Raw genomic sequence first — 25,084 nt, 5'->3', positions numbered from 1 at the left:
ACCGAGGAAGGACGAACTCACATGGCCAAAGACTCCCTTCAGCTGTCCGATGTGCTGCGCTGCCCGCAGCCCCCGGTTGACATCAACAAGATCGACACCGGCGCGACTCCGGAGGCACCTGGGGACAAGGAAAGGACCCTCAAGGAGTTCGAGCCGATGGCCGAGGAACTCTCGGAGTTGCAGGAGACGCTGTTCGCCCGCGGCCGCAGCAACCCTGACGAGGCTCGCCGCGTGCTCGTCGTTCTCCAGGGGCTTGACACCGCTGGCAAGGGTGGAGTGGTCCGCCACGTCTTCGGACTGGTTGACCCGCAGGGAATTCACCACCACAGCTTCAAGGCTCCGACCGACGAGGAGCTTAAGCACGACTTCCTGTGGCGAGTGAGGAAGGCCTTGCCCGAGCCCGGAATGCTGGGCGTCTTCGATCGCTCCCACTATGAGGACGTCCTCGTGGCCAGGGTCGACAACCTCGTCGAGGAGAAGGTCTGGAAGGAGCGTTACGACCTCATCAACGAGTTCGAGCTCGGACTGGCGGCTGACGGCTGCAAGGTCGTCAAGTGCTTCCTGCACATTTCCCCGGACGCCCAGAAGGAGAGGCTGCAGGCTCGTCTTGATGACCCCGCCAAGTACTGGAAGTACAACCCCGGAGATCTCGACACCCGGTCGAAGTGGCCTGATTACATGGACGCCTACAACGACCTGCTCAGCAAGTGCAATCCGGACGTGGCTCCCTGGTACATCATCCCCTCGGATCGCAAGTGGTACCGCAACTGGGCGGTGGGACGCATCCTGCTGGAGACGATGCGTTCGATGAAGCTCACCTGGCCTCCCGCCGATTTCGACGTGGAGAAGGAGAAGGAACGCCTCAGCAACGCGTGACGAATGAGAGACCGGCCCGGACACTTGTCCGGGCCGGTGCTGAGTTGATGGGGGTACTACTCGGGGACGACCTCGTCGTCAGTCTGCCCGGAGACCAAACCCATGGCAGCCGAGCAGTACCGCTGAAAGGCGAGGGCTGCGAGGACCGGATCGTCCCCCAAAGGCGCGGAGACGACCTCGGCGCCAGCCTGAAGCGCCTTGTGAGTGTGGGCGCGGAAGGTCTCGTCGTCGCAGATCCACAGGCTTCCCACCGCAATGTGACGACGACCCTCTCGACGTAGGTGGGTGACGACCTCCTCGACGTCGGTGGTGCCGCCGCTGTTGGTGGCAATGTGAACCGGTAGGTGGTGGTGCTGGGACCACAGGCGCGTCATTTTGGAGAGCATGGCCGCGCCCCGCTGGTCTCCGCTGTCGGGGGCCGAGAGGATGAGTGCATCCAATTCCTGGGCGTGCACGCGATGGGCTGCCAGTCGCAGACGTGCATCGACGAGGTTGAGCAGAGCCGGGGCCGGGCCGGTGGGCCGGGCCACGCGGATGGCCAGGTCCGGATGATTCCGACGGATGTCCTCGGCGTGGCGAGTCAGCTGCGGTGGGCTGGAATGAAGGTGAGTGGCATTGACGGGGACCAGGACCAGCTCACTCCACGACGGCTTGATGCGAGGAGCTTTGCAACGGCCTTTCTCCGGCACGAAGCTGACCGTTGACTCGATGTGCGGGTGGAGGTGAGACATTCGCTGCCGCAATCTCTGGCCGATGAGATTCGCGGAGGCTTCGGACATCGCAGGGAGGACGAGGCCGAGTATCGGCGCAGCCATCTGAGCACTCCCTTCCCCAGCCATCAGGACAACAAGTCCGACACGTCGCGTTCACCCTATCGAAGTCGACCCGTCGAATTGGCGAAAATGTCCCTGTGAACCGGTGTGCATGCAGTCCGTCAAGATATGGGGCAAATGAACGGTGGCTGTGAGCGTTACGGATTTAAAGGGACAGATCTCTGAGGGAGGGGAGAAACGGTCGGTGTAGCAAAAAGGTCGACCGACTCATGTCGGCCGACCTTTTTGGTGGGCGATGCCAGGTTTGAACTGGCGACCTCTTCCGTGTCAGGGAAGCGCGCTACCACTGCGCCAACCGCCCGAGGTGGAGACGGGATTTGAACCCGTGTACACGGATTTGCAGTCCGTTGCCTCGCCTCTCGGCCACTCCACCATGTGGATAGGTCCGAAAGACCTCTCCGAGCGGACGACGGGACTCGAACCCGCGACCCTCACCTTGGCAAGGTGATGCTCTACCAACTGAGCCACGTCCGCATGCTTTCCAGCAGTTCTCTGAGGGGCTTTCGCTCCTTGTGGTTCCTGCCGGGCGACGAAAAAGAACTTTAGAGGATGTTTCAGCAGCGATGCAAATCGGGGCGGGATGCTCGCGCCAAAAACTTGTGATTCCCCTAGTCAGAATGGAGTTTCATTAATGTGATCCATTGGCGTGTCGCGATTCGGGATCGGTTGGACGTGCTCCACATCGGGCCCGGACGGATGTTGATCCAGGTCACGGTGTGGGGGATCGGGCTGGGAGGGGCGTGCGACCGGGGAAAGCGGTCGATGGGCATGGCGGTGATCGGGTTGCTGATCGAGTTCGCTGCCACCGTGCGTTGCACGATGAGGTGTCAGAACCGCGGTCACCAGACACGGGCGTGTCAGACGTCATCAGGTGGTTGGATGATCTTCGCGATCCCCGGCATTGGTGTCTGCGGATAGTGGCCCGTCGACCTGGACAAGCACCCCCGCTTCTGGCATAGTTTCTCCAGCGCGGGCGGTTGGCGCAGTGGTAGCGCACTTCGTTCACACCGAAGGGGTCGCGGGTTCGAACCCCGCATCGCCCACCACCAGGCATGGCTGCACAGGAGTCCACAGAAGACTGTGCAGCCATTGTCGTCTCCTTTGCTTAAGCATCTGGTTGTGCTTCTGAGCCGCCTCACAGGCTGATTCGCAATACTCTGACAACGTCAGTGCCAGGGATCGGCACTGGGGATCACCGAGGAGGCACACTCATGCCCATCACCGTCAAGGCCCTTCAGAAGGAAGGCCCGGACAAGCCGTTCAAGGTCGTCGAGATCGAGAGGCGAGATCCTCGCCCGGACGACGTCGTCATTGCCATCAAGGCTGCAGGTATCTGTCACTCCGACATCCACACGATCCGCAACGAGTGGGGTCACGCGCATTTCCCGCTCACCGTCGGTCACGAGATCGCCGGTGTCGTCGAGGCTGTCGGTTCCGAGGTGACGAAGTACCAGCCCGGCGACCGGGTGGGTGTCGGGTGTTTGGTCAATTCCTGCGGCAACTGTGAGCAGTGCGCGGCAGGAGAGGAGCAGGCCTGTCTCAACGGGTCCGTGGGAACATACGACTCCCGTGACGTCGACGGCACCATCACCCAGGGCGGGTACAGCCAGAAGGTCGTCGTCAACGAGAGGTTCGTCTGTCGCATCCCCGACTCCTTGGGCTTCATGGCGGCAGCTCCGCTGCTGTGCGCCGGAATCACCACCTATTCGCCCATTGCCACCTGGGACGTGGGCCCTGGTGACGAGGTCGCCGTTCTGGGTCTTGGTGGCCTGGGACACATGGGCGTTCAGATCGCGGCGGCGAAGGGGGCTGAGGTCACCGTTCTGTCTCGCAGCCTGCGTAAGGCTGACCTTGCCGAGAAGCTCGGAGCCACGCGCACCCTGGCGACCAGCGACGAGGATTTCTTCCGTGACCATCGCGGTGAGTACGACTTCATCCTCAACACCATCAGCGCCCCGATCGACCTGAAGTCCTATCTCAAGTTGCTCAAGCCGCGCGGCGTGATGGCCTGTGTCGGACTGCCCCCGGAGGAGCTGGGCCTGCCGATTGGTTCCCTCATCAACGGTTCCAAGGTGCTCGCGGGGTCCAGTATTGGCGGTATCCCGCAGACCCAGGAAATGCTCGATTTCTGTGCCGAGCATCATCTGGGCGCCTGGGTGGAGAAGATCGGTGTCGACGAGGTCGATGCGGCCTATGATCGTGTCGTCGCGGGGGATGTGAGGTTCCGCTTCGTCATCGACACAGCGACCTTTGAGGATGCAGCCCCAGCTGAATGAGCCACGCGCCGATACGGCCACGAGCTGAGTCCGAGCCGTTCCGCGACGGCTTCTCGTCGCGGACTCCACGCGCCTGGGCGAGATGTCCATCGAGCATCTCCAGATGCTGGGAGCCGTGATCGATGAGCTCCTCGTCGTGGGTCACGAGCATCGTGGCGGTGTCATGCTCATGGGTCAGTTTGACCACGAGTTCGATGATGCGGGTGCCAGCCTGGGAATCCAGGGCACTGGTCGGCTCGTCGACGACCAATACGCTGGGGTCGTTCATGAGGGCCCGGGCGATGTTGACTCGCTGACGCTGTCCACCTGACATCTGTGCCGGCCTCTTGTGCATGTGGTTGGTCAGGTCGACGGCGTCGAGGAGTTCCTTGGCCTGCTCGCGGCGCTCGTCACGGGTGGAGCGATGCGCACCGTCGAGTTCTCCCATCATGACGAGCTGGTCGACGGCGTCGAGGCTGGGGATGAGGTTCGACTGCTGAAAGACGATGCCGATCTTCTCCCGGCGCAGTTCGGTGGCACCGGCGTCGTCGAGTCCGGTGACGTCGATGCCGTCAATGAGGATGGTGCCGGTGTCGGGCCGGGCCAAGGTGGAAGCGACGGCCAAGAGGCTCGATTTTCCCGACCCGGACGGTCCGGTGATGACGGCGACGTGCCCGTTGCCGACGTGCATGCTGACGTTCTCCAAGGCGGTGACGCGACGGTTGCCGTCTGGACGGGTGAAGGTGACGTTGTCGAGGGTGATCATGCGAAGCTCCTGAAAACTGTGGGGACGGACAGGTCAGCGGGTCGAGCCGAGGGCCTGCTCGGGTTCTGCCCTCGACAGGGAGCGGATGGCCACAGCGGCTCCGGCAAGGCCCAGTAGACCGAGCAGGGTTCCTGGACCGAGTACCGTCCACCACGTCATGGCGAAGGGCATGGTCGAGCGGATGGCGAATCCGGTGATCGTCACGAGGACCAGGCCGGCACCGATACCGATGGCCAGCACCACACCTGCCTGTCCCAGGGCGTCACGACGCAAGGCCCGGGTCGTCGCTCCCAGCGCACGCAGCACACCGATGTCGTGCTGACGCTGGATGGTCCAGACGGTGAAGAATGCTCCGACGACGAGGGCCGAGATGCCCAGAAGGAGGCCGATGATGAGAGCCAGGGAGCCAATCTCAGGTCCGAAGGTCGGCAGCATCCGCACCGACTTCCAAGGAGAAGCCGACTCGGTTCCGGCGGCCTTGTCGACCGTCTTCCAATCGGGCTCTCCGTGCACCAGCAGGGCGGTTGGCTCGGCCTTGGGTTGGCCCATGCGCGCCACGGTCGCCTGCCAGTCCGCGTAGCTCATGGCGACGACGGCCGAATGGCAGTACCAGGTGTCGTCACTGACGGACTCGACGGTGAACTTCTGGGACCCGATTTCCATCGTGTCCCCGGCTGCCAGGCTGAGGTCATCGGCGATGGTCCGGGAAATGATGACCTTTCCCCTCGCCGGGGTGCCGAGGGAGGTCGCCGCGACGTCGGACCCGAAGATGGCCACCGCGGATCCGGTGCCGTCCTTGCTGGCGTGAGTCTGGGTGACGCCCAGGGGAGTGACCTCGGACACCCCGTCAGCTGACTGCCAGGTCTTGAGTTGGTCCTCATGCACCCTGGAATCGGTCCACGTCGTCGTCGATCCCGTCTTGGCCAGCACGACCCGATCAGCCGGTACCTGCACCACCGCGACGACGCTGCGCTGGGCGAGGCCGCCTGCCAGACCGGTGAGGAAACCGACCAGTACGCAGATGAGGGCCACTACGACGGTCATGAGGGCAAACCGGCCCTTGGCGAAGGCCAGATCACGCCGGGCGAGGAACATGGGAACTCCTTGTCGTTGTCGTCGTAACCACCTTCCTGGTGAAAACCCTTGTCGGAATCAGCGCGTGGTGTGGTTGTGGGGCGACTCCAGGCGGAGGCGGACATCAACCTTTTGGATGACGCGGGGGGGGGGAGGGGCCTGGTGGCACGGACATGTGGGTTGCGCACCTACACTTGGGGCCGATGAGAACGACCGCACTTGCTCGTGATGGGTTGCACCGGTGGCGCGACATGGACGCCGGTCACCGCGGACGCGCGGTGGTCATTGAGGTGGGCATGCAGATCGGCATCCAGGTGCTCTTTGCCGGTCTGGTCATCTTCACCGTCGTGATGGCCCTGGTGTTGTCCCCACCCCATTTGTGGCGAATCCTCACCTGGGAGATCCTGCTCATCCTCGTCCACACCGCCCTCATGACGACCCACGTCATGGATCGCACTCGGCGTGACAGGTGGCGGCCCATCCTGGTGACGGTGATGATCGCCGTCTCGATCCTGCTGGCCATCGACTTCCCTTATGCCGCCTACCTGACGATCCCGCTCTCCTTCGTCTACCTGGATCACTTGGCCCCTCTCCATGCCTGCATCGCAGTCCTCGTCGGGGCCGTGGCCATCGTCCTCGGCGTCGGACTGACGAGTGGCTGGAGCGTCGGGGGAGTCGTCGGGCCGGTAGCCGGTGCCGCAGTGGCCGTCGTCGTCGGTCTGTCCCTCAAGGCGATGCAGACTCAGGCGGCCGAGTTGGAACGCCTCAATGTCGACCTGCTCGCCGTGCAGGAGAGGCTGGCAGCCTCCCAGCGGGAAGCCGGGGTGCTGGAGGAACGTGCCAGGCTGGCACGAGAGATCCACGACACCGTCGCGCAATCCTTGTCGAGCATCGGTCTGCTGCTGTCGGCGGTTGAGCGCACGGCTCCTGCCCATCCGGCGATCGAGCAGATCCAGCTGGCCCACCGCACCTCGTCCGAGGCGTTGTCCGAGACCCGCGGGCTCATTGCGGAACTGGCTCCTCCCACCGTGGCCGATCAGGGGTTGCCGGCAGTTCTCAAGCGACTGGGTGCGACGACGTGGTCACTCGGCGGGCTCCACGTCAACGTCGACTGTCCTGACACCTCAGACCTGTCGATGGAGATCCAGACAGTCCTGCTCAGACTGTGCCAGGGAGCCATGTCCAACGTGGTCCGTCATGCCCGTGCCCGTCACGCAACGATCCGGATCTCGCGTACCGATGAATCCCACGTCCATCTGAGGGTGACCGATGACGGCGTCGGGATGGACCTCGACGCGCCAGTGCGAAAAGGAGCTTTCGGGCTGCATGCCATCAGACAGCGGGTCGACGAGCTGTCCGGGGAGGTCTCACTGACCTCAGAACCGGGGGAGGGGACGATCATCGACGTCGATCTCCCGGTGCATTCCACCGCCGAGCAACCACGCCTCGTTCACCAAGGAGAACCGTCATGACCGTGCGGGTCCTCATTGCCGACGATCATCCGGTGGTTCGAGCCGGAGTGACGGCCCTGCTCGGTACCGATCCGGACATCGATATCGTCGCCACCGCATCGACCCCTGCCCAGGCCCTCGCCGCCGCAGCGACGACGGACCTCGATCTCATGCTGCTCGACCTGCAGTTCAGCAGCGATGCCAAGGCACCGTCCGGGGTGGAGGTCACCCGCAAGGTCCGGTCACAACCGAATCCCCCGGAAGTCCTCATCCTCACCAACTACGACACCGACGCCGACATTCTGGCAGCGGTCGAGGCGGGTGCCACCGGTTACCTCCTCAAGGACGCTCCCGCCGAGGAACTGCTGTCGGCGATCCATCGTGCCGCTCGCGGTGAGGGAGCTCTGGCGCCGGCCGTCGCCACTCGTCTCATGGCTCGGATGCGCTCCCCACAGACCTCCTTGACGGCCCGGGAGCTCGACGTCCTGGGAGCCTCGGCGGAGGGGCTCTCCAACGCACAGATCGCGGATTCCCTGTACGTCTCGGAGGCCACCGTCAAGACCCATCTGTCGCACATCTACACCAAGCTCGGAGTGACCTCTCGCAGCGCGGCAGTGGCTCGCGCCCGAGACATTGGTCTCATTCGCTGACCCGCAACTCGAAGCGACCCGACCCGGTACGGCATTATTGGACCATGTCCGGCATCCGTCGGGTTGCAATCGAGTGAGGAAGTCAATCGTGTCCATCAGCATCACCCTGCACCGTTCCGGTACCTCCAGGACCGAGCAGGTGGACACCACCACGACCGGTCTGGATCTCTTCGGCTCCGAGCGTGACGTCGTCGCCATGCGGGTCGACGGCATCCTTGTCGATCTGCAGCGCGAACTCCACGACGGCGCCGAGGTTGAGCCCGTCGAGGCGACGAGCGAGGACGGGCTCAACGTCATTCGGCACTCGTGCACTCACGTCATGGCACAGGCCGTCCAGCAGCTGTACCCCGAGGTGAACCTGGGTATCGGTCCGTTCATCACCGACGGTTTCTACTACGACTTCGGCAACATCGAGCCCGTCACCCCCGAGGTGCTCACCGAGCTCGAGAAGCGGATGAAGCGGATCGTCAAGGAGAACCAACGCTTCGTGCGTCGGGTCACCAGCGAGGAATCCGCCCGCGAGGAGCTGGCTGACCAGCCGTACAAGCTGGAACTCATCGGCACCAAGGGCAAGGGCGCCGATGGAGCCTCGGTCGAGGTCGGTGGCGCCGAGCTGACGATCTACGACAACGTGCGCCGCAATGGCGAGGTTGCCTGGAAGGACCTCTGCCGTGGCCCGCACGTGCCGTCAACCAAGTATCTGGCCAATGCCTTCGCCCTGACGAAGTTCTCGGCTGCCTACTGGAAGGGTGACCAGGCCAACGACCAGTTGCAGCGCATCTACGGCACCGCGTGGGCCAGCCGTGAGGATCTCGTTGCCTACCGGGAGCGGATCAAGGAGGCCGAGCGTCGGGACCATCGCAAGCTGGGAGCCGAGCTCGATCTGTTCTCCTTCCCCGAGGAGATCGGTCCGGGCCTGGTGGTCTTCCATCCCAGGGGGGCGATGCTGCGTCACCTCATCGAGGAACACGTCATCGCGCGCCACATGGAGGCGGGATTCTCCTTCGTGCATACCCCGGAGATCACCAAGGGTGGGCTGTTCCACACCTCGGGTCACCTGCCCTACTACGCCGACACCATGTTCCCGCCGATGCTCGTCGACGAGGAGCGTGACGAGGAGGGCAACGTCACCCGGGCTGGCCAGGAGTACTACCTCAAGGCCATGAACTGCCCGATGCACAACCTCATCTTCCGCTCGCGTGGTCGGTCCTACCGCGAACTGCCGTTGCGGTTCTTCGAGATGGGCCATGACTACCGCTACGAGAAGTCGGGCGTCGTGCACGGGCTGACCCGTATGCGCGGGTTTGCCCAGGATGACTCGCACACCTACTGCACCCGTGAGCAGGCCCCTGGCGAGATCGAGAAGCAGATCGAGTTCTTCCTGTCGATCCTGGCCGACTTCGGTCTGAATGACTTCTACCTCGAGCTGTCCACCCGCGAGGAGGACGGTGCGAAGAAGGAGAAGTTCATCGGCTCCGACGAGGACTGGCAGGCTGCCACCGACACCCTCGACCAGGTGTGCCGCAGCACTGGTCTGCAGTTGGTCCCCGATCCGGGCGGCGCCGCCTTCTACGGTCCGAAGGTCTCGGTCCAGGTCAAGGACGCCATTGGTCGTACCTGGCAGATGTCGACGATTCAATATGACTTCAACCAGCCTGAGCGCTTCGACCTCGAGTACGCGGCTGCTGACGGTACCCACCAGCGCCCGATCATGCTGCACTCGGCCAAGCTGGGCAGTGTTGAGAGGTTCATCGGCGTGCTCACCGAGCACTACGCCGGTGCCTTCCCGGTCTGGCTGGCCCCCGTTCAGGTGCGCCTGGTCCCGGTTGCTGAGGCCTTTGACGAGTACGTCACGACCTTTGCCGAGGTGCTGCGCTCCCAGGGCATCCGGGTCGAGATCGACCTGTCGTCCGACCGCTTTGGCAAGAAGATCCGCAATGCCTCCAAGGAGAAGGTCCCCTTCACCCTCATTGCGGGTGGGGAGGACGCCGAGGCCGGTGCGATCTCCTTCCGACTGCGTGATGGTTCCCAGGTCAACGGCATCGCCCAGGACGAGGCCGCGCGCATCATCGCAGGCTGGAACAGGGCCCGTCGCAACGACGACCCGACTGCTGAGACCCTGTGTGGGGTCGTCGATGACTGAGGACTACCGCCTCGAGTTCGCCGAGGATCTGGTCGGGGTCCCTGATCCCTTCCGAAGGTTCTGGACCCCGCACCGGATGGCGTACATCGGCGGTGAGAACAAGCCCCGGGGCGACCGCCCGGAGGACGGGTGCCCGTTCTGTGTCGCTCCGCAGCGCAGCGACGAGGACGCCCTCATCGTCCACCGTGGCGAGACCTGCTACGTCATCATGAACCTCTACCCCTACGGACCGGGGCACATGCTGGTATGCCCCTATCGTCACGTTGCCGGCTACGTCGACGCCACCGAGGTGGAGGTCGTCGAGATGGCCCACCTCACCCAGGCTGCGATCCGGACCCTTCAGGAGGTGTCCCACCCGCAGGGATTCAACGTCGGGATGAACCAGGGAGCCTCTGGTGGAGCCGGAGTGGCCGCCCATCTGCACCAGCACGTCATTCCACGCTGGACGGGAGACACGAATTTCCTTCCCATCGTGGCCGGTGTCCGTGCTGTTCCACAGCTGCTGGGAGATGGCCGTCAGATGTTGGCCGATGCGTGGGTGGCTCATGCTTGAGCATTTCCGGGCCGCCTGGGCCAAGGTCATGAACCCCATCGCCGACGCCCTGTTGCGGGCGCACGTCACCCCCGACATGGTCACCTGGGTCGGCACCGTCGGTGCCGTCGCCATGGCACTCATCTGCTTCCCACAAGGGTGGCTGTGGCAGGGGCCGTGGCTGGTCGCCCTGTTCATCTTCTCCGATTCGCTCGACGGCAACATGGCCCGCAAGATCGGGCGTCACTCCCAGTGGGGATCCTTCCTCGACTCCACCTTGGATCGATTTGGTGACGCCGCCATCTTCGCGGGGGTGGCGTTGTACTACGCCGGCCCGGGAAACAACCTGCTGTGGACCTCGATGTCCCTCGCAGCGCTGGTCTTCGGGATGGCCACCTCCTATGTGCGTGCCAAGGCTGAGTCCTTGGGGCTGGAGGCCAAGGTCGGCATCGCCACCCGTGCGGATCGTCTGCTCGTCAGTTTGCTGGCCGTCGAGATCACGGGTCTGGCCAAGGCCGGGGGTTTCCCGCACTGGTGCCTGGCCGTCCTACCGATTGCGCTGTGTTACCTGACGGTGGCCGGAGCCATCACCGTGGTGCAGCGGATGGTGGCAGTGCGTCGGGCGTGTCAGTCGTGACGGGTCGGGGCACGGCGTGGGCAGGCTCTCGACTGAACGGGATGAATGGTTAGGGTGGAGGTTGTGACGCGCACCCTGCCGCCTGAGGAAGTGCCCGAGGCTAATCCGTGGGACACCGATCGATTCTGGACGGTTCCCAACATCCTGTCAGTGATCCGTCTTATCGGCGTACCTGTCTTCCTGTGGCTCGCTCTGGGCCCGCATGAGGATGGCTGGGCCGTTGCGGTGCTTGCTGTTGCCGGTATCACCGACTGGCTCGACGGCAAAATTGCCCGTTGCTGGCACCAGATCTCGCGCATCGGCCAGATGCTTGACCCCATCGCCGATCGTCTCTACATCTTCGCCACGGTCATCGCGCTGACCCTGCGCGACGTCATACCACTGTGGCTGGTCATTCTGCTCATTGCCCGGGACGTTTGCATGGCATGTCTGGTTCCGGCCCTGAGAACTCGCGGGTTCACCTCGTTGCCAGTGCACTTCGTCGGCAAGGCGGCCACCTTCTGCCTGCTGTATTCCTTCCCGTTGGTCCTGCTGGGGCATCTCGGAACAGGAGGCTGGACGGTCTTCCGGGTCCTCGGGTGGGCCTTCGCCATCTGGGGAACGGCGCTGTACTGGTGGGCCTACTTCCTCTACCTCGTCCAGACCGTTCAGATCGTTCACACCTTACCGCGGGTCGATCGCCGGGGTGAGCAGTCGTGAAGCAGCGTCCTGATGCATCGATGGACCTGCTTCGGGAGGTTCGCTCGCAAGCCTTGGACCAGGGGTATCAGGAGTACCACGACCGCAACCCCGGCAGCACGAAGCGACGTCCTGTTGGAGTTGCTGCCGTTGTCATCCTGCTCGTCACCGGGGTGCTCATCGGTATCGCGTGGCGCTCAACGGCTGCACGCGCGCCGCTGGACGCACGAGAACGCAGGAACCTGGTCGCCCACGTGCAATCGGCCCAAGCTCATGAATCAGCTCAGCATGCAGAATTGGCCAGGTTGCGCGCCTCCATGGATGCCATGAAAGGTGCCTCCGCGTCACCCATTGATGATGACGAGACAGGGCAGGACTCAGCGGTGATCCCACTGACGGGTCCAGGGGTGCGGATCTTCCTCGATGACGCCAATGCGGCGCCGGACGATGAACTTGGTGACGCCGACCTGCGCAAACTCGTTAACGCCCTGTGGCAGTCCGGAGCGGAGGCTGTGGCCGTCAATGGTCACCGAATCGGGCCCCGCACGGCGATCCGCTCGGCCGGATCGGCGATCACCGTCGACTACGTCTCGCTGTCTCGACCCTATGTCATCGAGGCGATCGGCTCCCCGCAGACGATCCCGGCGAAACTGGCTGACACACCGGGGGGTCGCTGGGTGACCTACCTGAGCGACAATTCATCGATCACCTATACGGTGGCGACGAGGGATCGGGTCTCGGTGCCGGGATCGAGGGTGTCGGTGAGTCACGCGAGTCCTCACCGATGACAGTGAGACGATGAACGGCATCGGAGCACAGGAAGGACACCCATGATTGCGCTCATCGGCCTGGTGGTCGGGATTATCATCGGCATCGTGGTCAACCCGACGCTGCCACCTGGCCTTCAGCCCTACCTGCCGATCATGATTGTCGCTGCCCTTGACGCCATTTTCGGAGCGGTGCGTGCTTATCTGGCGCACACCTTCTCCGACCGTGTCTTCGTCGTCTCCTTCCTCTCCAACGTCGCCATCGCCGCCCTTATCGTCTGGGTGGGTGATCAGATCGGTGTGGGTTCGCAGTTGTCGACTGCCGTCGTCGTCGTGCTCGGCATCCGAATCTTCACCAACGCTGCCGCCATTCGGCGAGAGGTGCTCCATGCCTGAGCACCACGATCCGCGGGAGTGGACCGGAAACCACTGGCGCAAGATCGGCAAGGACCTGACCTCGGTGTCGACCGGGCAGATCCTCGTCGCCATCATCTTGTGCCTGTGCTCCTTCATGATCGTGACTCAGGTGCATTCCCAGCACAATCAGGACGCCTATTCGACGATGAGCAGGGCAGATTTGGTGACGATGCTGGACACCCTCTCGGGATCCTCCCGTCAGCTGGATTCCGAGATCGCTGACCTGCGTGCCACGACGAGGGAGCTGCAGTCGGGGGCCAATTCGCGCAAGGTCGCTCAGCAGGAGGCCGAGGACCGACTGACCCGGATGAAGGTGTTGGCCGGCACCGTTCCGGTCCATGGACCGGGAATCAAGATCACCATCGACGACCCGGACGAGAAGGTGACCTCCGACATGATGCTCGACGCCGTCGAGGAGATGCGTGACGCCGGGGCTGAGGCCATGGTTCTCAACAACAAGGTCCGCATCGTTGCCGATACCTGGTTTGCCGCCAGCCCTGATGGTCTCGAGGCCAGCGGAACGACGATCAGCCGTCCCTACACCCTGGCTGTCATTGGTGAGCCCCATGCCCTCCGGGAGGGGGCACGGTTCCGTGGCGGCCTGGTCTCTCAGATGGAGTCCGACAAGGTGGGGGCCTCCGTCGAGATCACGACTTCTCAGGACCTCATCATTTCCGCGGTTGCCCATCCGCGTCCGATGACTCACGCCACACCGGTGAGATGACGCGGGCATCGAGGCGCTGAGCGCGGTAGTCTGCGAGTACGAGGATTTTTCCGTCGGCCGTGTCCTGGAGGTGGCGATGACCGAGATTCCCGATGATGTGTTGTGCACCTCGGATCACCTGTGGATCAGGCCCGGTAATGGTGACCGGGTGCGCGTCGGAGTCACGTCGGCCCTCCTTGACCAGTTCGGGCCGGTGGAGTCGTTGTCCCTTCCTGACGACGGGGAGGAGATCGTTGCGGGAGACACCTGCGGCGATCTAGAGTTCTCGTCTCGCAGCTGGGAGTTCGTTTCCCCGTTTGCCGGGGAGGTCGTCTCGGTCAATCAGTCGGTTGACACTGACCTGCTCGAGGCGGATCCATGGGGTGACGGATGGCTCTTTGACGTGAGACTGTCTGACCCTGAAGAGCTCAACGAACTGCTCGACCCGGACGAATACCTCGCGAGCATGGGGGAGTGACCCCTAAGATGACTGTTTCGGAGACCCCCGAGAGCGAGGACGCGAACATGAACAAGTGCACCATGTGCGGCCACGTCAATGAAGATGGCGCAAACTTCTGCTCCCGATGCGGGACCCGTCTCGGGGTGCCCATCGACACTCCCGGGGACAACACCGGCGTCATCCCGACTATCACCGAACCGGCGGTGGCCGAGGAAACCTCGCCCAATCTCGACCTTCCCGCCGACGTGTTGCAGGACATCGCCGGCTTGCCGGCCGAGAACGCCATGCTGGTGGTGCGACGCGGACCGAACCTCGGTGCGCAGTTCCTGCTCGATCAGGATGAGACGACGGCTGGACGTTCCACCCGATCTGACATCTTCCTCGACGACATCACGGTCTCTCGTCACCATGTGAAGTTCATCCGTCAGCCCGACGGTCGCATGATCATCGAGGACCAGGGCAGCCTCAACGGCACGTACGTCAACCGCACCCTGGTTGACGGTTCAGCCGTGCTGCGGGACGGTGACGAGGTGCAGATCGGCAAGTTCCGGATGACCTACCACACCGGTGGGATGGCATCTGGTGCCAGCGGGGCTGGTCGCGTCTGATGCCAGGATCTGTCCGCACCATCGGGCAGGTGATGAAGACTCTCAAACCGGATTTCCCCGATCTGAGTATTTCCAAAATCCGATTTCTAGAGTCTGAGGGCCTGCTGTCCCCTGAGAGGGCACCATCGGGATACCGCAAGTACTCCGACTCCGACGTCGAGAGATTGCGGTACATTCTGACGTGTCAGCGTGATCACTTTCAGCCGCTGCGTGTCATCCGAGACCATCTGGAGATGATGGACCGGGGCGAAGAGCCTCCGGTGGCTGAGGCACCGCCGCTGCCGTCCGAGAGTGAGGGGACTCCGGTCCCAAAGACTCCGGCAGGTCAGGGAATCGTCCAGACCCGTGGTCCCATCAGGATGAATCGGCGTGAGCTCATCAGGGCCTCGGGTATCACTGAGGCTTTACTCATGGAACTCGAGCGTCACCAGCTGGTGCGTCCCAAGAGAGGGGTTTCCTACTTCGGGCAGGAAGCTCTCGTCATCTGCGTCGCGGCTCGACGGCTTTCTGCCTATGGGATGGACTCGCGTCACATGCGCGCCATCCGTCAGGCAGCTGAGCACGAGGCCGGCCTCATTGAGCAGACTCTCATTCCGCACGCTCGTCATCCCGAGCAGGCGTCCAAGATTGCCGCGGAGACGACCAAGGTGATGATGCACGCCCATACGGCGATGGTCTACGACATGTTGGAACACTGGTCGGCCAACTGATTCGGCCAACTGGGCTGCCTTGCCAGGTGAACGCTGTCACGCCGAAGGATCGACTCCAAGGCCGCGCTAGGCTGGCAGCATGGTCTTGCTCGAGGTTGCCGAGATTCGGACCGAGCCGGTGTCCGGGGCAGCGGTGCTGCTGTTGCGCGAGGTCGATGGTCGTCGCCATCTTGCTTTGTGGATCGCAGAGCCGGAGAGATTGGCCATCACCGACGCCCTCAATGAGGAGGAGCCGATCCGGCCCTACACCCATGACCTGCTCGCACGCGTCGTCGCGGTGCTGTGCGAGGAAGAGCCGCAATGCGTCATCACCAAGGTCGAGGACGGCGTCTGGTTCGGCGAGTTGGTCCTGGGGGCCATGAGGATTGATGCTCGGCCCTCGGATCTGGTCGCCCTGGCACTGCGTCTTCCGGTACCGATCTGGTGTACCGAGGAGGTCATCTCCTCGGCCGGAATACTCCTCGATGCCGGCCCGGAGGACGCGGTGGAAGAGTTCCGGCAGTTCCTGGACCAGGTCAGTCCGGACGACTTCGGACCTGGACCCTCGACCTCTGGTTGACCTTGAGTCAACAGCAAAACACCTTGTCAAGCCTATATTCGCAACTGGGATGTGAGGACGGTGTGAAGCCATCGGCGTGGCTTCGACGGCGATCAGGACTGGCGCCGTAGCGTCGAGGGCGTTCGACGGGGCAGCCGTGCTCCGCCGTTGAGACGATGAACAGAACTGGTGAAGGGTGACGAGATGGCAACGACCGGTGAGCAGCCGAGTGTTGAAACTCCCCTCGACGGCCCCGCGCGTCGTGGTCAGGATGCCCTCTTCGAGGGTGACTTCGCTCCGATGCCTGAGGACATCGGATTCCGGGGGCCTGTCGCGTCCGGCGCAGCCGGCATCACCTACCGCCAGCTCGACTACTGGGCGCGAACCGGGTTGGTCCGTCCGGAGATCCGAGCTGCTCGCGGCTCCGGTAGCCAGCGTCTTTACTCCTTCCGCGACATCCTCATGCTCAAGGTCGTCAAGCGCCTGCTCAACGCTGGCGTATCCCTGCAGCAGATCCGGGTTGCCATCGACCATTTGCGCAGCAATGGCGTCGAGGATCTCTCCCGGGTCACCCTCATGAGTGACGGGGTCTCCGTCTACGAGTGCACCAACGACAATGAGGTCATCGACCTGCTGCGCGGTGGCCAGGGAATGTTTGCCATCGCCTTGGGAGGAGTGTGGCGAGACGTTCAGGGAAGCCTTGCGGAACTGCCGAGTGAGCGTCTCAATCCGATTGACGAGGAAGAGCTCGACGAGTTCACTGCCAGAAGAATTGCCAAGCACGCCTCCTGAACTGGCGGTGAATTGACGGGAAATCGTCCCCGTCATTCCTGATGTGTATGCTCGTTGAGCGTGCGCCTGGGGTGTTCTCCATGCAATGATTCACGATGAGGAGGCCCCTGTGAAGGACACGATTGCCGCCATCATGAAGCGGCCAGGTATCGCCCATCTGCTGCGAGCCCACACCCGATTCACCCGACGTCTCGGCAACCATTTCGCCGCGTCCATCACCTACTTCACGGTGCTGGCGATCGTCCCGGTCATCGCATTCGCCTTTGCCGTGCTGGGATTGATTCTGAGCCGGTTGAGCCCCTACCTGCTCAATCAGGTGGTGGATTCGGTCGTGAGTCTGGCCACTCAGCAGGATGACAAGGAACAAATTCGCGGCATTATTGAGAATGCGATGAAGGTCGGCGGATCGGTCTGGGCGTTCATCGTCTCCATCCTCACCGCTTTTTGGGCCGGAATCGGCTGGGTCGGAAACATCCGCAAGGGAATCCAGGCGGAATGGGCCCCAGACTTTGACATGGTGGCCGACGACCGCGGATTCGTGCGCGCCAAGCTTTCCGACATGTTGGCATTCCTGGGATTGCTGCTGGTGAGCCTGCTGACGATTATCACCTCCCAGGTCGGCTCCTCGATGGCCGGGCTGTTGGCCAGGTGGACTGGCCTCGACACCGTTCCTGGCCATGGCCTGCTGCTGACCCTGGCCGGCCTGCTGGCCTCGGCGATTGCCGGTTGGTTGCTCTTCATCTTCCTGTACACCGTCATGCCGCGTGGCAAGCCGGTGTGGCGTCCGATCCTCAAGGGATCGCTGGCCGCAGGTTTTGCCCTGGCCCTCCTACAGGTGGGTGCTGGCTATCTTGTGCAGGCCTTCAGCTCCAACAAAGCTGTGCAGGCCTTTGGGTCTGTCATTATCATCATGCTGGTCTTCGATCTCATCGCTCGATTGAGTCTCTTCATCGCCTCATGGATCGCTACGGCGAACCAGCCGGCTGTCGACAAGGAGTGGAACGACTGCGACGAACCCCTGCTCGGTCGTGACGATTGCCGTACCGTTGACGGGCACTGGGAGGCCGCGTTAGCGGATCGCGCCCGCAAGCACTCGGACGAGGACGGAGCGGAAGTCGTCGGTGTCGCCTCACAGGCCAATGGGGGAGAGGAGGACGCTAGCCGGCAGGAGGCGGATGACGCATCGGCCGACGCACCTGCTGCTTCTCGTGCCTTGCCTCCCGCGCACGCCGAGCCTCGCCGTTGGCCGGTTGTCGGAGCGAGTATCGTCAGTGCTGTCGGGGGCATGGCGGTTGGCGCCATACTCGGTCGACGCCGCGAGGACCAATGACCCACTGATGATGCTGCGTGGTGGCAGGTCAGTTCGTGACGGCGTGATTCAGCTGCGGGCTGGCGTTTGCCCCATATGTGATTGGCCCCGTGGCCATTGGGCCCTGACGGACCCAGAAAGGGAATCGCAATTTTGCAAGGGTCGTCGTCGCGGATAGCTCATTGTGCCTTGGCTGCCAGTCTTCTGGGCACGCTGTTCCCCGGAGTCGTCATGTTCACGTTGCCTCCGCTGTTCACCTCGTGGTGGAGGAGCTCTACCAGAGCTTCAGATGCATCATTGGGCTGGGTGACGACGTGTGCGGTTCTTGCGTCGGGGCTGTTGACATACGTCGCCGGGATCGTTCGTCAACAGTTGGGCACTCGCTGGATGTATGTCGTGGCGACGGTCCTCATGATGGTGTCTTTGGCGGTCGTCGTGGTGGACTCACGGTCGCTACCGGTTGCTTACACGTGGGCGCTGTTGTCTGGAGCATCCTCGGCCTTCACGTATTCCCCCTCATTGACTGCGGTCCAAGAATGGTTTCCGCGACGGTTGGGGCTGGTTACCGGATTGGTCAACGCCAGTTTCGCCCTTCCCGCTGCCGCGGCGGCCCCTGTCGTCGCGGCAATGCTGAAACATTGGGGGTTCACAGACACGGTCTTGACGCTGATGATTGGCGTCGCCGTCACACAGGTCCTGGTGATTTTTCTTTCCACCCCGCACTGGCTCGAGGAGGAGCGTAGGGCAGGGTTAGCGGCATCGCGGGAAGAGATTTCAGCACCGTCTGCAACCACCGCGCAAGCCGTGCGGACGCCCGCGTTCTGGCAGGTATGGGCGATCTGGTTCGCTGGTGGTGGGGCAGCCATCACGATGATGACTTTCGCTGCCACCTATTCCGCGCATCTCAATGATATTGGGGTGCGAGTGAGCGCGGTGGCGGCGGTTACCGCGTTCGTCTCCGGAAATGGGCTGATACGAGTGATCAACGCGATGGTGCTCGATCGTGTCGGACCGACGGTCATCGGAGCCGTGACTTCCTTGACCCTTGCCATGGGGTACGTGCTGTTGGGTTTCGTCACCAGCGGTTGGGCACTCATCGTGGTGGCTTTCCTGGCAGGAGTCGCTTTGGGGACAATCTTCACGATCTCGCCCTTGTTACTGACACCCCTCTTCGGTCTCAAACACTTTGGGCCCATCTTTGGGCTGGCCTTCACCGCCTACGGTGTTTTTGGTGCCTTTGCTGGCCCTATGCTCAGCTCATATCTGGCTCAGCAACTGGGATATGCCCTGGTATTCATCTACCTTGCCGTGTTGATGGTCTGGGTTTTCTGGCTCTTCAGGATCCAGGGTGTAGTCGGGGTCTGAATCCTCCGGTCTCCAGGAGGGATCTGGTGATGTAGTGGGTGAGGTTCCGGAAGCCCAGGGCGATGCCGCGGAGGTGTTCGAGTCTGCCGTTGATGGCCTCACTAGGGCCGTTCGAGGTCCCCGGGTGGTCGAAGTAGGTCAGGATGTCGGCGGCCCGTTTCTTCAAGGTGTGGCCCAGGGTGGCCACTTCGGGCAGTGCGGCGGGGACTTTGGTGGCGATCGCGTCGATCAGGTGGGCCATGATCGCCCGACCCTCGGCACGGTTTTCGGCGCGGTAGGCGGCCACGACCTCCTGGTAGACGGCCCAGGTCACCTGGACCGGGGCGTGGGCGTCATCGGCGAGCACAGCGTCGAGGCGGGCGGCCTGCCGGTCGGTGAGCAGGTCCCGGCCCGTGTGCAGGGTCAGCCTGACCCCGAACAGGGGGTCGCCCCTGCGGCCCCGATGGCCCGTGGTGTCCTGCTGGACGCGTTGGCGGGTGACATCGAGCTGGTCGCCGGCGAGCTGGACGACGTGGAAGGGGTCCATCACCTCGACCGCGGCTGGCAGTTCCTCGGCGGCTGCGGTCTTGAAGCCGGTGAACCCGTCCATGGCCACCACCTCGATGCGGTCGCGCCAGGCCTGGTCACGGCCGGCCAGCCAGGTTTTGAAGACCTTCTTGGAGCGGCCCGCCACCATGTCGAGCAGCCGGGAGGCCCCGGTGCCGTCGCGTAGCGGTGTCAGGTCGATGATCACGGTGACGTACTTGTCGCCGCCTCTGGTGTGGCGCCACACGTGCTCGTCGACCCCGATGACCTCCACGCCGTCGAAGCGGTGCGGGTCGTCGATGAGCCGACGGGTGCCCTCGGCCAGCACCGCATCATTGGCGGTGGTCCAGTCCACGCCCAGGGATGCGGCGATCCTCGAGACCGGCAGATGATCGAGTACCAGGCCCTCCAGTGCCCAGGCCAGCCCACCCCGCGACAGTTTCGCCCTCGCCTGGGCGGCAGCACTGGTGTCCTGGCGCCATACCCGCCCGCAGCCGGTGCACCGGTACCGGCGCACCCGCACAGCCAGGATCGTGGGCCGGTGCCCGAAAGGAGTATGGGCCAGGCGCCTGACCACCGTGTCACGAGGGATCCCCTGGCATCCGCACCGGTGGCACCACTCGTCGGTCTCGACGACCCGGCAGGCCAGGACCGCCTCCTCGGCACTGATCAGCTGACCGGTGACCTCCAGACCGAGTTCATCGAGACGGGCAAATGTGGTCAGGTCAGGAGCGCCGAAGGTAGCGTGGTTCATGGAGGACCTTGCGATTCACGAGGACAGATCTAGACACTCCGATCCTCGCGCAGGGTCCTCCCTCCACGCACCCCAGCCCCACAGGGCAACTACAGCAGACTCTCACACAGTCCAGCCACAACTACACCCTCAATCCTGAAGAGCCAGTTTAGAGCAGTAGTTGAAGCTGTCTTCCCATGGGGATAGTCCGCGCCCGAAATGCCCATACGTGGCAAGATCCGTATAGCGGGGGCTGCGTAGCTTGAGCGCATCGATCATCGCTGCCGGACGTAGTGGGAACACCTCACGCGCAGCCTCGGTTAATAGCCAGTCGGGGTGCTCTCCGGTGCCGAGGGTGTCGATGTGGAAGGCGACCGGGTCAGCCTTACCAATCGCATAAGAAATACTCACCTGGCATTCATGTGCGAGCCTGGCGTCGACCACTGTCTTAGCGATCAGGCGAGCCATGTAAGCGCCCGTGCGGTCCACCTTGGAGGGATCCTTACCCGAGAACGCCCCACCACCATGGGCAGCGAGGCCACCATAGGTGTCAACCATGAGCTTCCTCCCCGTCAGTCCCGTGTCAGCAGCAGGACCACCAACCACGAACCGGCCTGAAGGGTTCACCAAAACCTCAGTGTGGTCATCAATGGGTAGGTGTGCTTCGCAGGCCGGGGCGACCACCATCGTCTTGACCTGGCGGGCAAGCTCACCAAGATCCTTACCCGCATCATGCTGGACAGACACCACGACGGTGTCCACGGCAACGGGAGTGCCGGTATCGTCGTAACGCACCGAGACCTGTGCTTTGCCGTCACTCTTGATCCCGGTGATGGTGCCCTCACGACGCGCAGTATCCAACCGCTCACAAACCCGATGGGCAAGCACGAGTGGCAACGGGAGCCGCTGTGGGGTCTCATCCGTGGCATACCCATACACCGTGCCTTGGTCACCAGCACCCTGGAGCACATGCGCCGTTTCATCACCTGCGCGAGCCTCCAGCGACGTGCTCACGCCCGCGTCGATGTCGGGTGATTGGCGGCGCACCCACACATAAATCAGGAACCGCCAAGGCGAATAGCCCGCCCGCACAAGCGCAGAACGCACCGAGTCCCTAATGCGGGGTCGGTGGTTCGCGCTGATCTCACCAGTGACAATAATCCGCCGCCCGGTCGCCATGACCTCGACTGCAACGCGGGCGGTCTTATCCTCCCACACGATGTCATCCAAAATCTGGTCGCTAATGAGGTCACAGAGTTTGTCTGGGTGACCCACACACACGCTCTCGGCAGTCCGCACGTTAGACATACACGCACACTCACTTCCATCAAGGGGGTTTCAGGGCATAGAAAAGCACCCACCCGCCTTGGGTAAGGTGCAAAGAAACAACAGAACGCTAGGAGCGGGCTTTCAACAGCTGCTCCATCACCTCATCACCAGGCGCAGTACCGGAATAGTCGCTGGTGCAGGTGGCGCGCACGATCTCGTAAATCTCATACCACAACACGTTCGCCTGCTTCCCAAACGACTGCGACATCGCCACGAATGGGGATGCGATCGCAGCGCCCGTGGTCGGGTGCTTACCGAGCAGGCCGAACTTGCTGATGGCTTGCTCGCACTGGACATAGCGGGCGAACGCCTGAGCGTAGGCCTCAATCAACCTTTTCGAGACAAACTGGGCGCACCCGCGTTGATCCAACCACTGCCACGTCTCGCGATACACCAAGTCAGCACCCAAGGGCTTGCCATCCCGCTGCACCTCAGACAAATAATCACTGGGCTCGGGCATCACCTCGCCAGCAAGCACCGCCCCCTCACCAACATCAGAGCCAGTAAAATCAAACGCCTCTTCAAGCGGGTCATACAACCTCGTAGCAGGCGTGCCCTTAGCGAGCTTCTCGCTCAGAGGGTCAGGTTTCGCTCCGGCCCGGACACGCCGACCACCACGATTTGTACCATCCCTCGCCATAAAACTCTCCCAAACTCTTGCGAAGCAAACCAACCCGTGTGACAATTCAATGCATCGGCAGTCACACTGACGCCGACGGACACAAGGAGACACCATGCTTAGCGAACTCAAAACAGACGATTTTGTGAAGGTCGAAGTTGATCCAAGGGGCGAGAATATCCTCGCCCCCAACGGCAACCATCACCCATCCACCGACCCGAAGTAAACCAAGACTAGTGAGGTTCGGGGATATGAAGGTCGTTACTATTTGGCAAAAATCTGGAACTATCGCCCTTGTGCGAGATTCAATAGGGGATCTATACACCCCTAAATCGGAACTCCCAGCGCCCGGTAATTTCGACCTTCATATCCCAACTCGCGAGAAGTTAGATGTCACCGATATCCCTCTTCCAGCAGGAGTGTCGTATTTTATAGATTCTCTAGATGACGACTTAGAAGAAACTTCAAATAAGCTTAAAAACCTACTGCAAGGCGCTATCGAAAACAGGCTCTTGATCGTAACGGCCTCGGACTCTATCAAACGGAAACAACGTCTGACAGAGCTTGCGATCAAAGCGATAGACATGACACGTATCCTTGAAGTATCACTACCAATATCCTGCTTGAGTCCTACATTAACAAAGGGTGGCGTCTCATACTCCGACATTGAGGCTCGACGGAGAACCAATTTTTCCAGACAGGATATCTATAGCATCCGATCAGAGGAGCCTTATCTAACATCGCTAGACTGTCTGACCCCGCATGTCTTGCTGAGGTACGCTGAAAATCGTGAGATTTGGTTTCCGGAGCGAGTAGACGGAGAATGCTATTTGACCTCCGAACATAACTATGAGGATGGAGGTTTTTACCACTCTCAGTTGGTGCCTTTCACGCTTACCGGGCAGGAGATATTAGCCAATGCACCGAGTAACTATTCAGAGAAATCGTCCCAAAATCCAAGACACGGTATTGTTAGAGCCCTTAGACTTATTAAGAACCATGAATCTCTACCACCGTCACTCGTAACCGTCCAAAGTGATGTAGCCGACCTTAGGTTCGCCTCTTCGTGGGCAAACAACACCGTATGCCAGGGTAGCACCTTCGGCGATCTCAGAAATGCGGAGCTGTCTGCACTGGGTGAGGCCTACGAACGATATTGTGTAAATATTATAGACACACGGACGCTCGTAACGGGCAGCGGAAAATCACTTCATGAGGCCGGTTTAAACCCTGCAAGACCAGCAGATTTTGTGCTTTTTAGCCAAGAGCAGATCGCACGATTTGAAGGGAGATTCGAGCTATTCGATGAGAACACATTAACTACGTGGGTTAAGGGTCGTACCTTCCATGGCGAAGAACGTCTCGTCCCCGTGTCGATGGTATTCGTTAACCATCGTAGGCTCAGCAAGTTTGGGCGCTACCCGATTCCCCCTATCAACGCACCAGCATATGCAGGTATCTCTGCCGGACAGACCTACACATCTGCATGCATTAACGCTTTACAGGAAATTATGGAGCGACATGCAACCATGTGCTGGTGGCATAATCCAGCAAATAATCCTCGGTTATCAATACCAAAACGCGGTCCTGTCGCTAGCTTGGTTCAAGAATTCAAAGCTAAAGGCAATCAGATATGCATCGTTGGTATTGAGAACAGATTTAATATGCCAATCTATGCTGCCACCATTTTTAATCATGACTTTGGGATAGTGAACACCGGGTTTGGTTGTAGGCCGACAAACGAGGCAGCAATTCTCAAAGCTCTTACAGAAGCCTGCACACTTCAAGCGGGTAGTTTTGATCTGCTTAACCCACATGGTGAGCTCTTTATGGCCATAGAGCGTGGGGAATTGTGGGATGGGATCGCAAAACCCTGGCGTGCTGACCGAAGGTATCTTGACTACTATCCATCAGATTTCTCTACAATGAATGACTTGATGCTACAACAACAAGTTTATTTGGATCAGCGTCTACTACCAAGGGTCGAGCCGTGGCTATTCCCCGCCCAAAGCCACGCGTATTTCTATGAAGATATACATTTTAACTCCGAACATGAGGAATTGGCATTTTATGTGTCAAAGCTACAAGAAATGGGGTTAGAACCAATCACTGTTGATATTACGTCACCGGATGTTCGGTCCCTCCAGATTTCGGTGATCCGTGTGGTGGTCCCGGGCTTAGTCCCTAACTTTGCCGCCGGCGATCTTCATCTTGGTAGGATGGCTATCCAATATGAGCCTGTTTTGCTCGGTCAGCAGTCAGTCCCAACCCGGATTGATGAAATAAATCGTAATCCGCTGCCGCACTGTTAAAA

Annotated in this window: 25 protein-coding genes and 4 tRNA genes; 20 read left to right on the top strand and 9 right to left on the bottom strand. The window is 61.6% G+C overall.

The window, feature by feature from the left end; genetic code table 11:
• Positions 1–21 precede the first annotated feature (21 nt).
• Positions 22–876, top strand: coding sequence for a PPK2 family polyphosphate kinase (locus PALO_RS05710; protein ID WP_004811460.1), 855 nt, complete (start codon positions 22–24; stop codon positions 874–876).
• Positions 877–932: 56 nt separating this feature from the next.
• Here the strand turns inward: PALO_RS05710 and PALO_RS05705 are convergent, their stop codons facing one another.
• The 4 genes from PALO_RS05705 to PALO_RS05690 all read right to left on the bottom strand — a co-directional run bounded on the left by PALO_RS05705 (position 933) and on the right by PALO_RS05690 (position 2,183).
• On the bottom strand, positions 933–1,691 hold the full coding sequence (locus PALO_RS05705; RefSeq protein ID WP_015582777.1) for a sirohydrochlorin chelatase: 759 nt from the start codon (positions 1,689–1,691) through the stop codon (positions 933–935).
• A gap of 244 nt (positions 1,692–1,935) precedes the next feature.
• Positions 1,936–2,010: transfer RNA gene (locus PALO_RS05700), tRNA-Val, on the bottom strand.
• Between the two features lies 1 nt (position 2,011).
• Positions 2,012–2,082 (bottom strand) — tRNA-Cys (locus PALO_RS05695).
• Between the two features lie 28 nt (positions 2,083–2,110).
• Positions 2,111–2,183: transfer RNA gene (locus tag PALO_RS05690), tRNA-Gly, on the bottom strand.
• 497 nt (positions 2,184–2,680) lie between these two features.
• On the opposite strand from PALO_RS05690, the gene PALO_RS05680 reads away from it, so the two are divergent.
• Both PALO_RS05680 and PALO_RS05675 read left to right on the top strand, forming a co-directional pair.
• Positions 2,681–2,755 (top strand) — tRNA-Val (locus PALO_RS05680).
• Positions 2,756–2,920: 165 nt separating this feature from the next.
• A complete protein-coding gene (locus PALO_RS05675; protein ID WP_015582775.1) occupies positions 2,921–3,985 on the top strand; it encodes an NAD(P)-dependent alcohol dehydrogenase in 1,065 nt (354 codons plus the stop codon).
• On the opposite strand, the gene PALO_RS05670 is transcribed toward PALO_RS05675, so the two are convergent.
• Both PALO_RS05670 and PALO_RS05665 read right to left on the bottom strand, forming a co-directional pair.
• Positions 3,942–4,730: an ABC transporter ATP-binding protein gene (locus PALO_RS05670; protein ID WP_015582774.1), complete on the bottom strand. Its 789-nt coding sequence runs from the start codon at positions 4,728–4,730 to the stop codon at positions 3,942–3,944. The genes PALO_RS05675 and PALO_RS05670 overlap by 44 nt on opposite strands.
• A 33-nt stretch (positions 4,731–4,763) precedes the next feature.
• Positions 4,764–5,825 (bottom strand): ABC transporter permease, encoded by a 1,062-nt coding sequence (locus tag PALO_RS05665; protein ID WP_015582773.1) that lies wholly within the window; start codon positions 5,823–5,825, stop codon positions 4,764–4,766.
• A 230-nt stretch (positions 5,826–6,055) separates the two neighbouring features.
• Between PALO_RS05665 and PALO_RS05660 the strand changes: the two genes are divergently transcribed.
• From PALO_RS05660 to PALO_RS05585, 16 genes are all read left to right on the top strand, one after another.
• Complete coding sequence (locus PALO_RS05660; protein WP_015582772.1) at positions 6,056–7,276, top strand: sensor histidine kinase; 1,221 nt, start codon at positions 6,056–6,058, stop codon at positions 7,274–7,276.
• The gene (locus PALO_RS05655) at positions 7,273–7,905 is read left to right on the top strand and encodes a response regulator (RefSeq protein WP_015582771.1); all 633 of its coding nucleotides are present in this window, start codon (positions 7,273–7,275) and stop codon (positions 7,903–7,905) included. Before PALO_RS05660 ends, PALO_RS05655 begins: the two co-directional genes overlap by 4 nt.
• Before the next feature lie 73 nt (positions 7,906–7,978).
• On the top strand, positions 7,979–10,048 hold the full coding sequence (gene thrS / locus PALO_RS05650; RefSeq protein WP_036910277.1) for a threonine--tRNA ligase: 2,070 nt from the start codon (positions 7,979–7,981) through the stop codon (positions 10,046–10,048).
• Complete coding sequence (locus tag PALO_RS05645) at positions 10,041–10,601, top strand: HIT family protein (protein WP_015582769.1); 561 nt, start codon at positions 10,041–10,043, stop codon at positions 10,599–10,601. Before thrS ends, PALO_RS05645 begins: the two co-directional genes overlap by 8 nt.
• Positions 10,594–11,217, top strand: a complete 624-nt coding sequence (pgsA, locus tag PALO_RS05640; RefSeq protein ID WP_023032665.1) for a phosphatidylinositol phosphate synthase — start codon at positions 10,594–10,596, stop codon at positions 11,215–11,217. The genes PALO_RS05645 and pgsA overlap by 8 nt, the downstream gene beginning before the upstream one ends.
• Before the next feature lie 45 nt (positions 11,218–11,262).
• The gene (gene clsA / locus PALO_RS05635) at positions 11,263–11,916 is read left to right on the top strand and encodes a cardiolipin synthase ClsA (RefSeq protein ID WP_015582767.1); all 654 of its coding nucleotides are present in this window, start codon (positions 11,263–11,265) and stop codon (positions 11,914–11,916) included.
• A 20-nt stretch (positions 11,917–11,936) separates the two neighbouring features.
• Positions 11,937–12,683, top strand: a complete 747-nt coding sequence (locus PALO_RS05630; RefSeq protein WP_036910383.1) for a DUF881 domain-containing protein — start codon at positions 11,937–11,939, stop codon at positions 12,681–12,683.
• A gap of 42 nt (positions 12,684–12,725) precedes the next feature.
• Positions 12,726–13,058 carry a small basic family protein gene (locus PALO_RS05625; protein ID WP_002513635.1) on the top strand — a complete coding sequence of 111 codons (333 nt, stop codon included), beginning with the start codon at positions 12,726–12,728 and terminating at the stop codon, positions 13,056–13,058.
• Positions 13,051–13,803: a DUF881 domain-containing protein gene (locus PALO_RS05620; RefSeq protein ID WP_015582765.1), complete on the top strand. Its 753-nt coding sequence runs from the start codon at positions 13,051–13,053 to the stop codon at positions 13,801–13,803. Before PALO_RS05625 ends, PALO_RS05620 begins: the two co-directional genes overlap by 8 nt.
• A gap of 64 nt (positions 13,804–13,867) precedes the next feature.
• A complete protein-coding gene (locus tag PALO_RS05615; protein ID WP_171023465.1) occupies positions 13,868–14,260 on the top strand; it encodes a glycine cleavage system protein H in 393 nt (130 codons plus the stop codon).
• Positions 14,261–14,268: 8 nt separating this feature from the next.
• Positions 14,269–14,850: a zinc-ribbon and FHA domain-containing protein gene (locus PALO_RS05610; protein ID WP_004811411.1), complete on the top strand. Its 582-nt coding sequence runs from the start codon at positions 14,269–14,271 to the stop codon at positions 14,848–14,850.
• Entirely contained in the window at positions 14,850–15,560 is a 711-nt protein-coding gene (ftsR, locus tag PALO_RS05605) for a transcriptional regulator FtsR (protein ID WP_004811410.1), read from the top strand. The genes PALO_RS05610 and ftsR overlap by 1 nt, the downstream gene beginning before the upstream one ends.
• 79 nt (positions 15,561–15,639) lie before the next feature.
• Positions 15,640–16,119: a bifunctional nuclease family protein gene (locus PALO_RS05600; RefSeq protein ID WP_004811409.1), complete on the top strand. Its 480-nt coding sequence runs from the start codon at positions 15,640–15,642 to the stop codon at positions 16,117–16,119.
• A gap of 183 nt (positions 16,120–16,302) precedes the next feature.
• Positions 16,303–16,890: a MerR family transcriptional regulator gene (locus PALO_RS05595; protein ID WP_016667570.1), complete on the top strand. Its 588-nt coding sequence runs from the start codon at positions 16,303–16,305 to the stop codon at positions 16,888–16,890.
• 109 nt (positions 16,891–16,999) lie between these two features.
• Positions 17,000–18,220: a YhjD/YihY/BrkB family envelope integrity protein gene (locus PALO_RS05590; protein WP_015582764.1), complete on the top strand. Its 1,221-nt coding sequence runs from the start codon at positions 17,000–17,002 to the stop codon at positions 18,218–18,220.
• Between the two features lie 210 nt (positions 18,221–18,430).
• Positions 18,431–19,564, top strand: coding sequence for an MFS transporter (locus PALO_RS05585; RefSeq protein ID WP_015582763.1), 1,134 nt, complete (start codon positions 18,431–18,433; stop codon positions 19,562–19,564).
• Here the strand turns inward: PALO_RS05585 and PALO_RS05580 are convergent.
• The 3 genes from PALO_RS05580 to PALO_RS05570 all read right to left on the bottom strand — a co-directional run bounded on the left by PALO_RS05580 (position 19,536) and on the right by PALO_RS05570 (position 22,689).
• Complete coding sequence (locus PALO_RS05580; protein ID WP_015582132.1) at positions 19,536–20,843, bottom strand: ISL3 family transposase; 1,308 nt, start codon at positions 20,841–20,843, stop codon at positions 19,536–19,538. The genes PALO_RS05585 and PALO_RS05580 overlap by 29 nt on opposite strands.
• Positions 20,844–20,972: 129 nt before the next feature.
• Complete coding sequence (metK, locus tag PALO_RS05575; RefSeq protein ID WP_015582762.1) at positions 20,973–22,130, bottom strand: methionine adenosyltransferase; 1,158 nt, start codon at positions 22,128–22,130, stop codon at positions 20,973–20,975.
• Between the two features lie 88 nt (positions 22,131–22,218).
• Complete coding sequence (locus PALO_RS05570) at positions 22,219–22,689, bottom strand: P27 family phage terminase small subunit (protein WP_444843312.1); 471 nt, start codon at positions 22,687–22,689, stop codon at positions 22,219–22,221.
• 332 nt (positions 22,690–23,021) lie between these two features.
• On the opposite strand from PALO_RS05570, the gene PALO_RS11980 reads away from it, so the two are divergent.
• Entirely contained in the window at positions 23,022–25,082 is a 2,061-nt protein-coding gene (locus tag PALO_RS11980) for a YcaO-like family protein (protein WP_080634300.1), read from the top strand.
• Positions 25,083–25,084 lie beyond the last annotated feature (2 nt).

Source organism: Cutibacterium avidum 44067, from assembly GCF_000367205.1.
In the GTDB taxonomy this organism is placed as follows: Bacteria; Actinomycetota; Actinomycetes; order Propionibacteriales; family Propionibacteriaceae; genus Cutibacterium; species Cutibacterium avidum.
The sequence above is the reverse complement of the archived record's forward strand: the minus strand, read 5'-3'. Positions and strand labels throughout refer to the sequence as shown.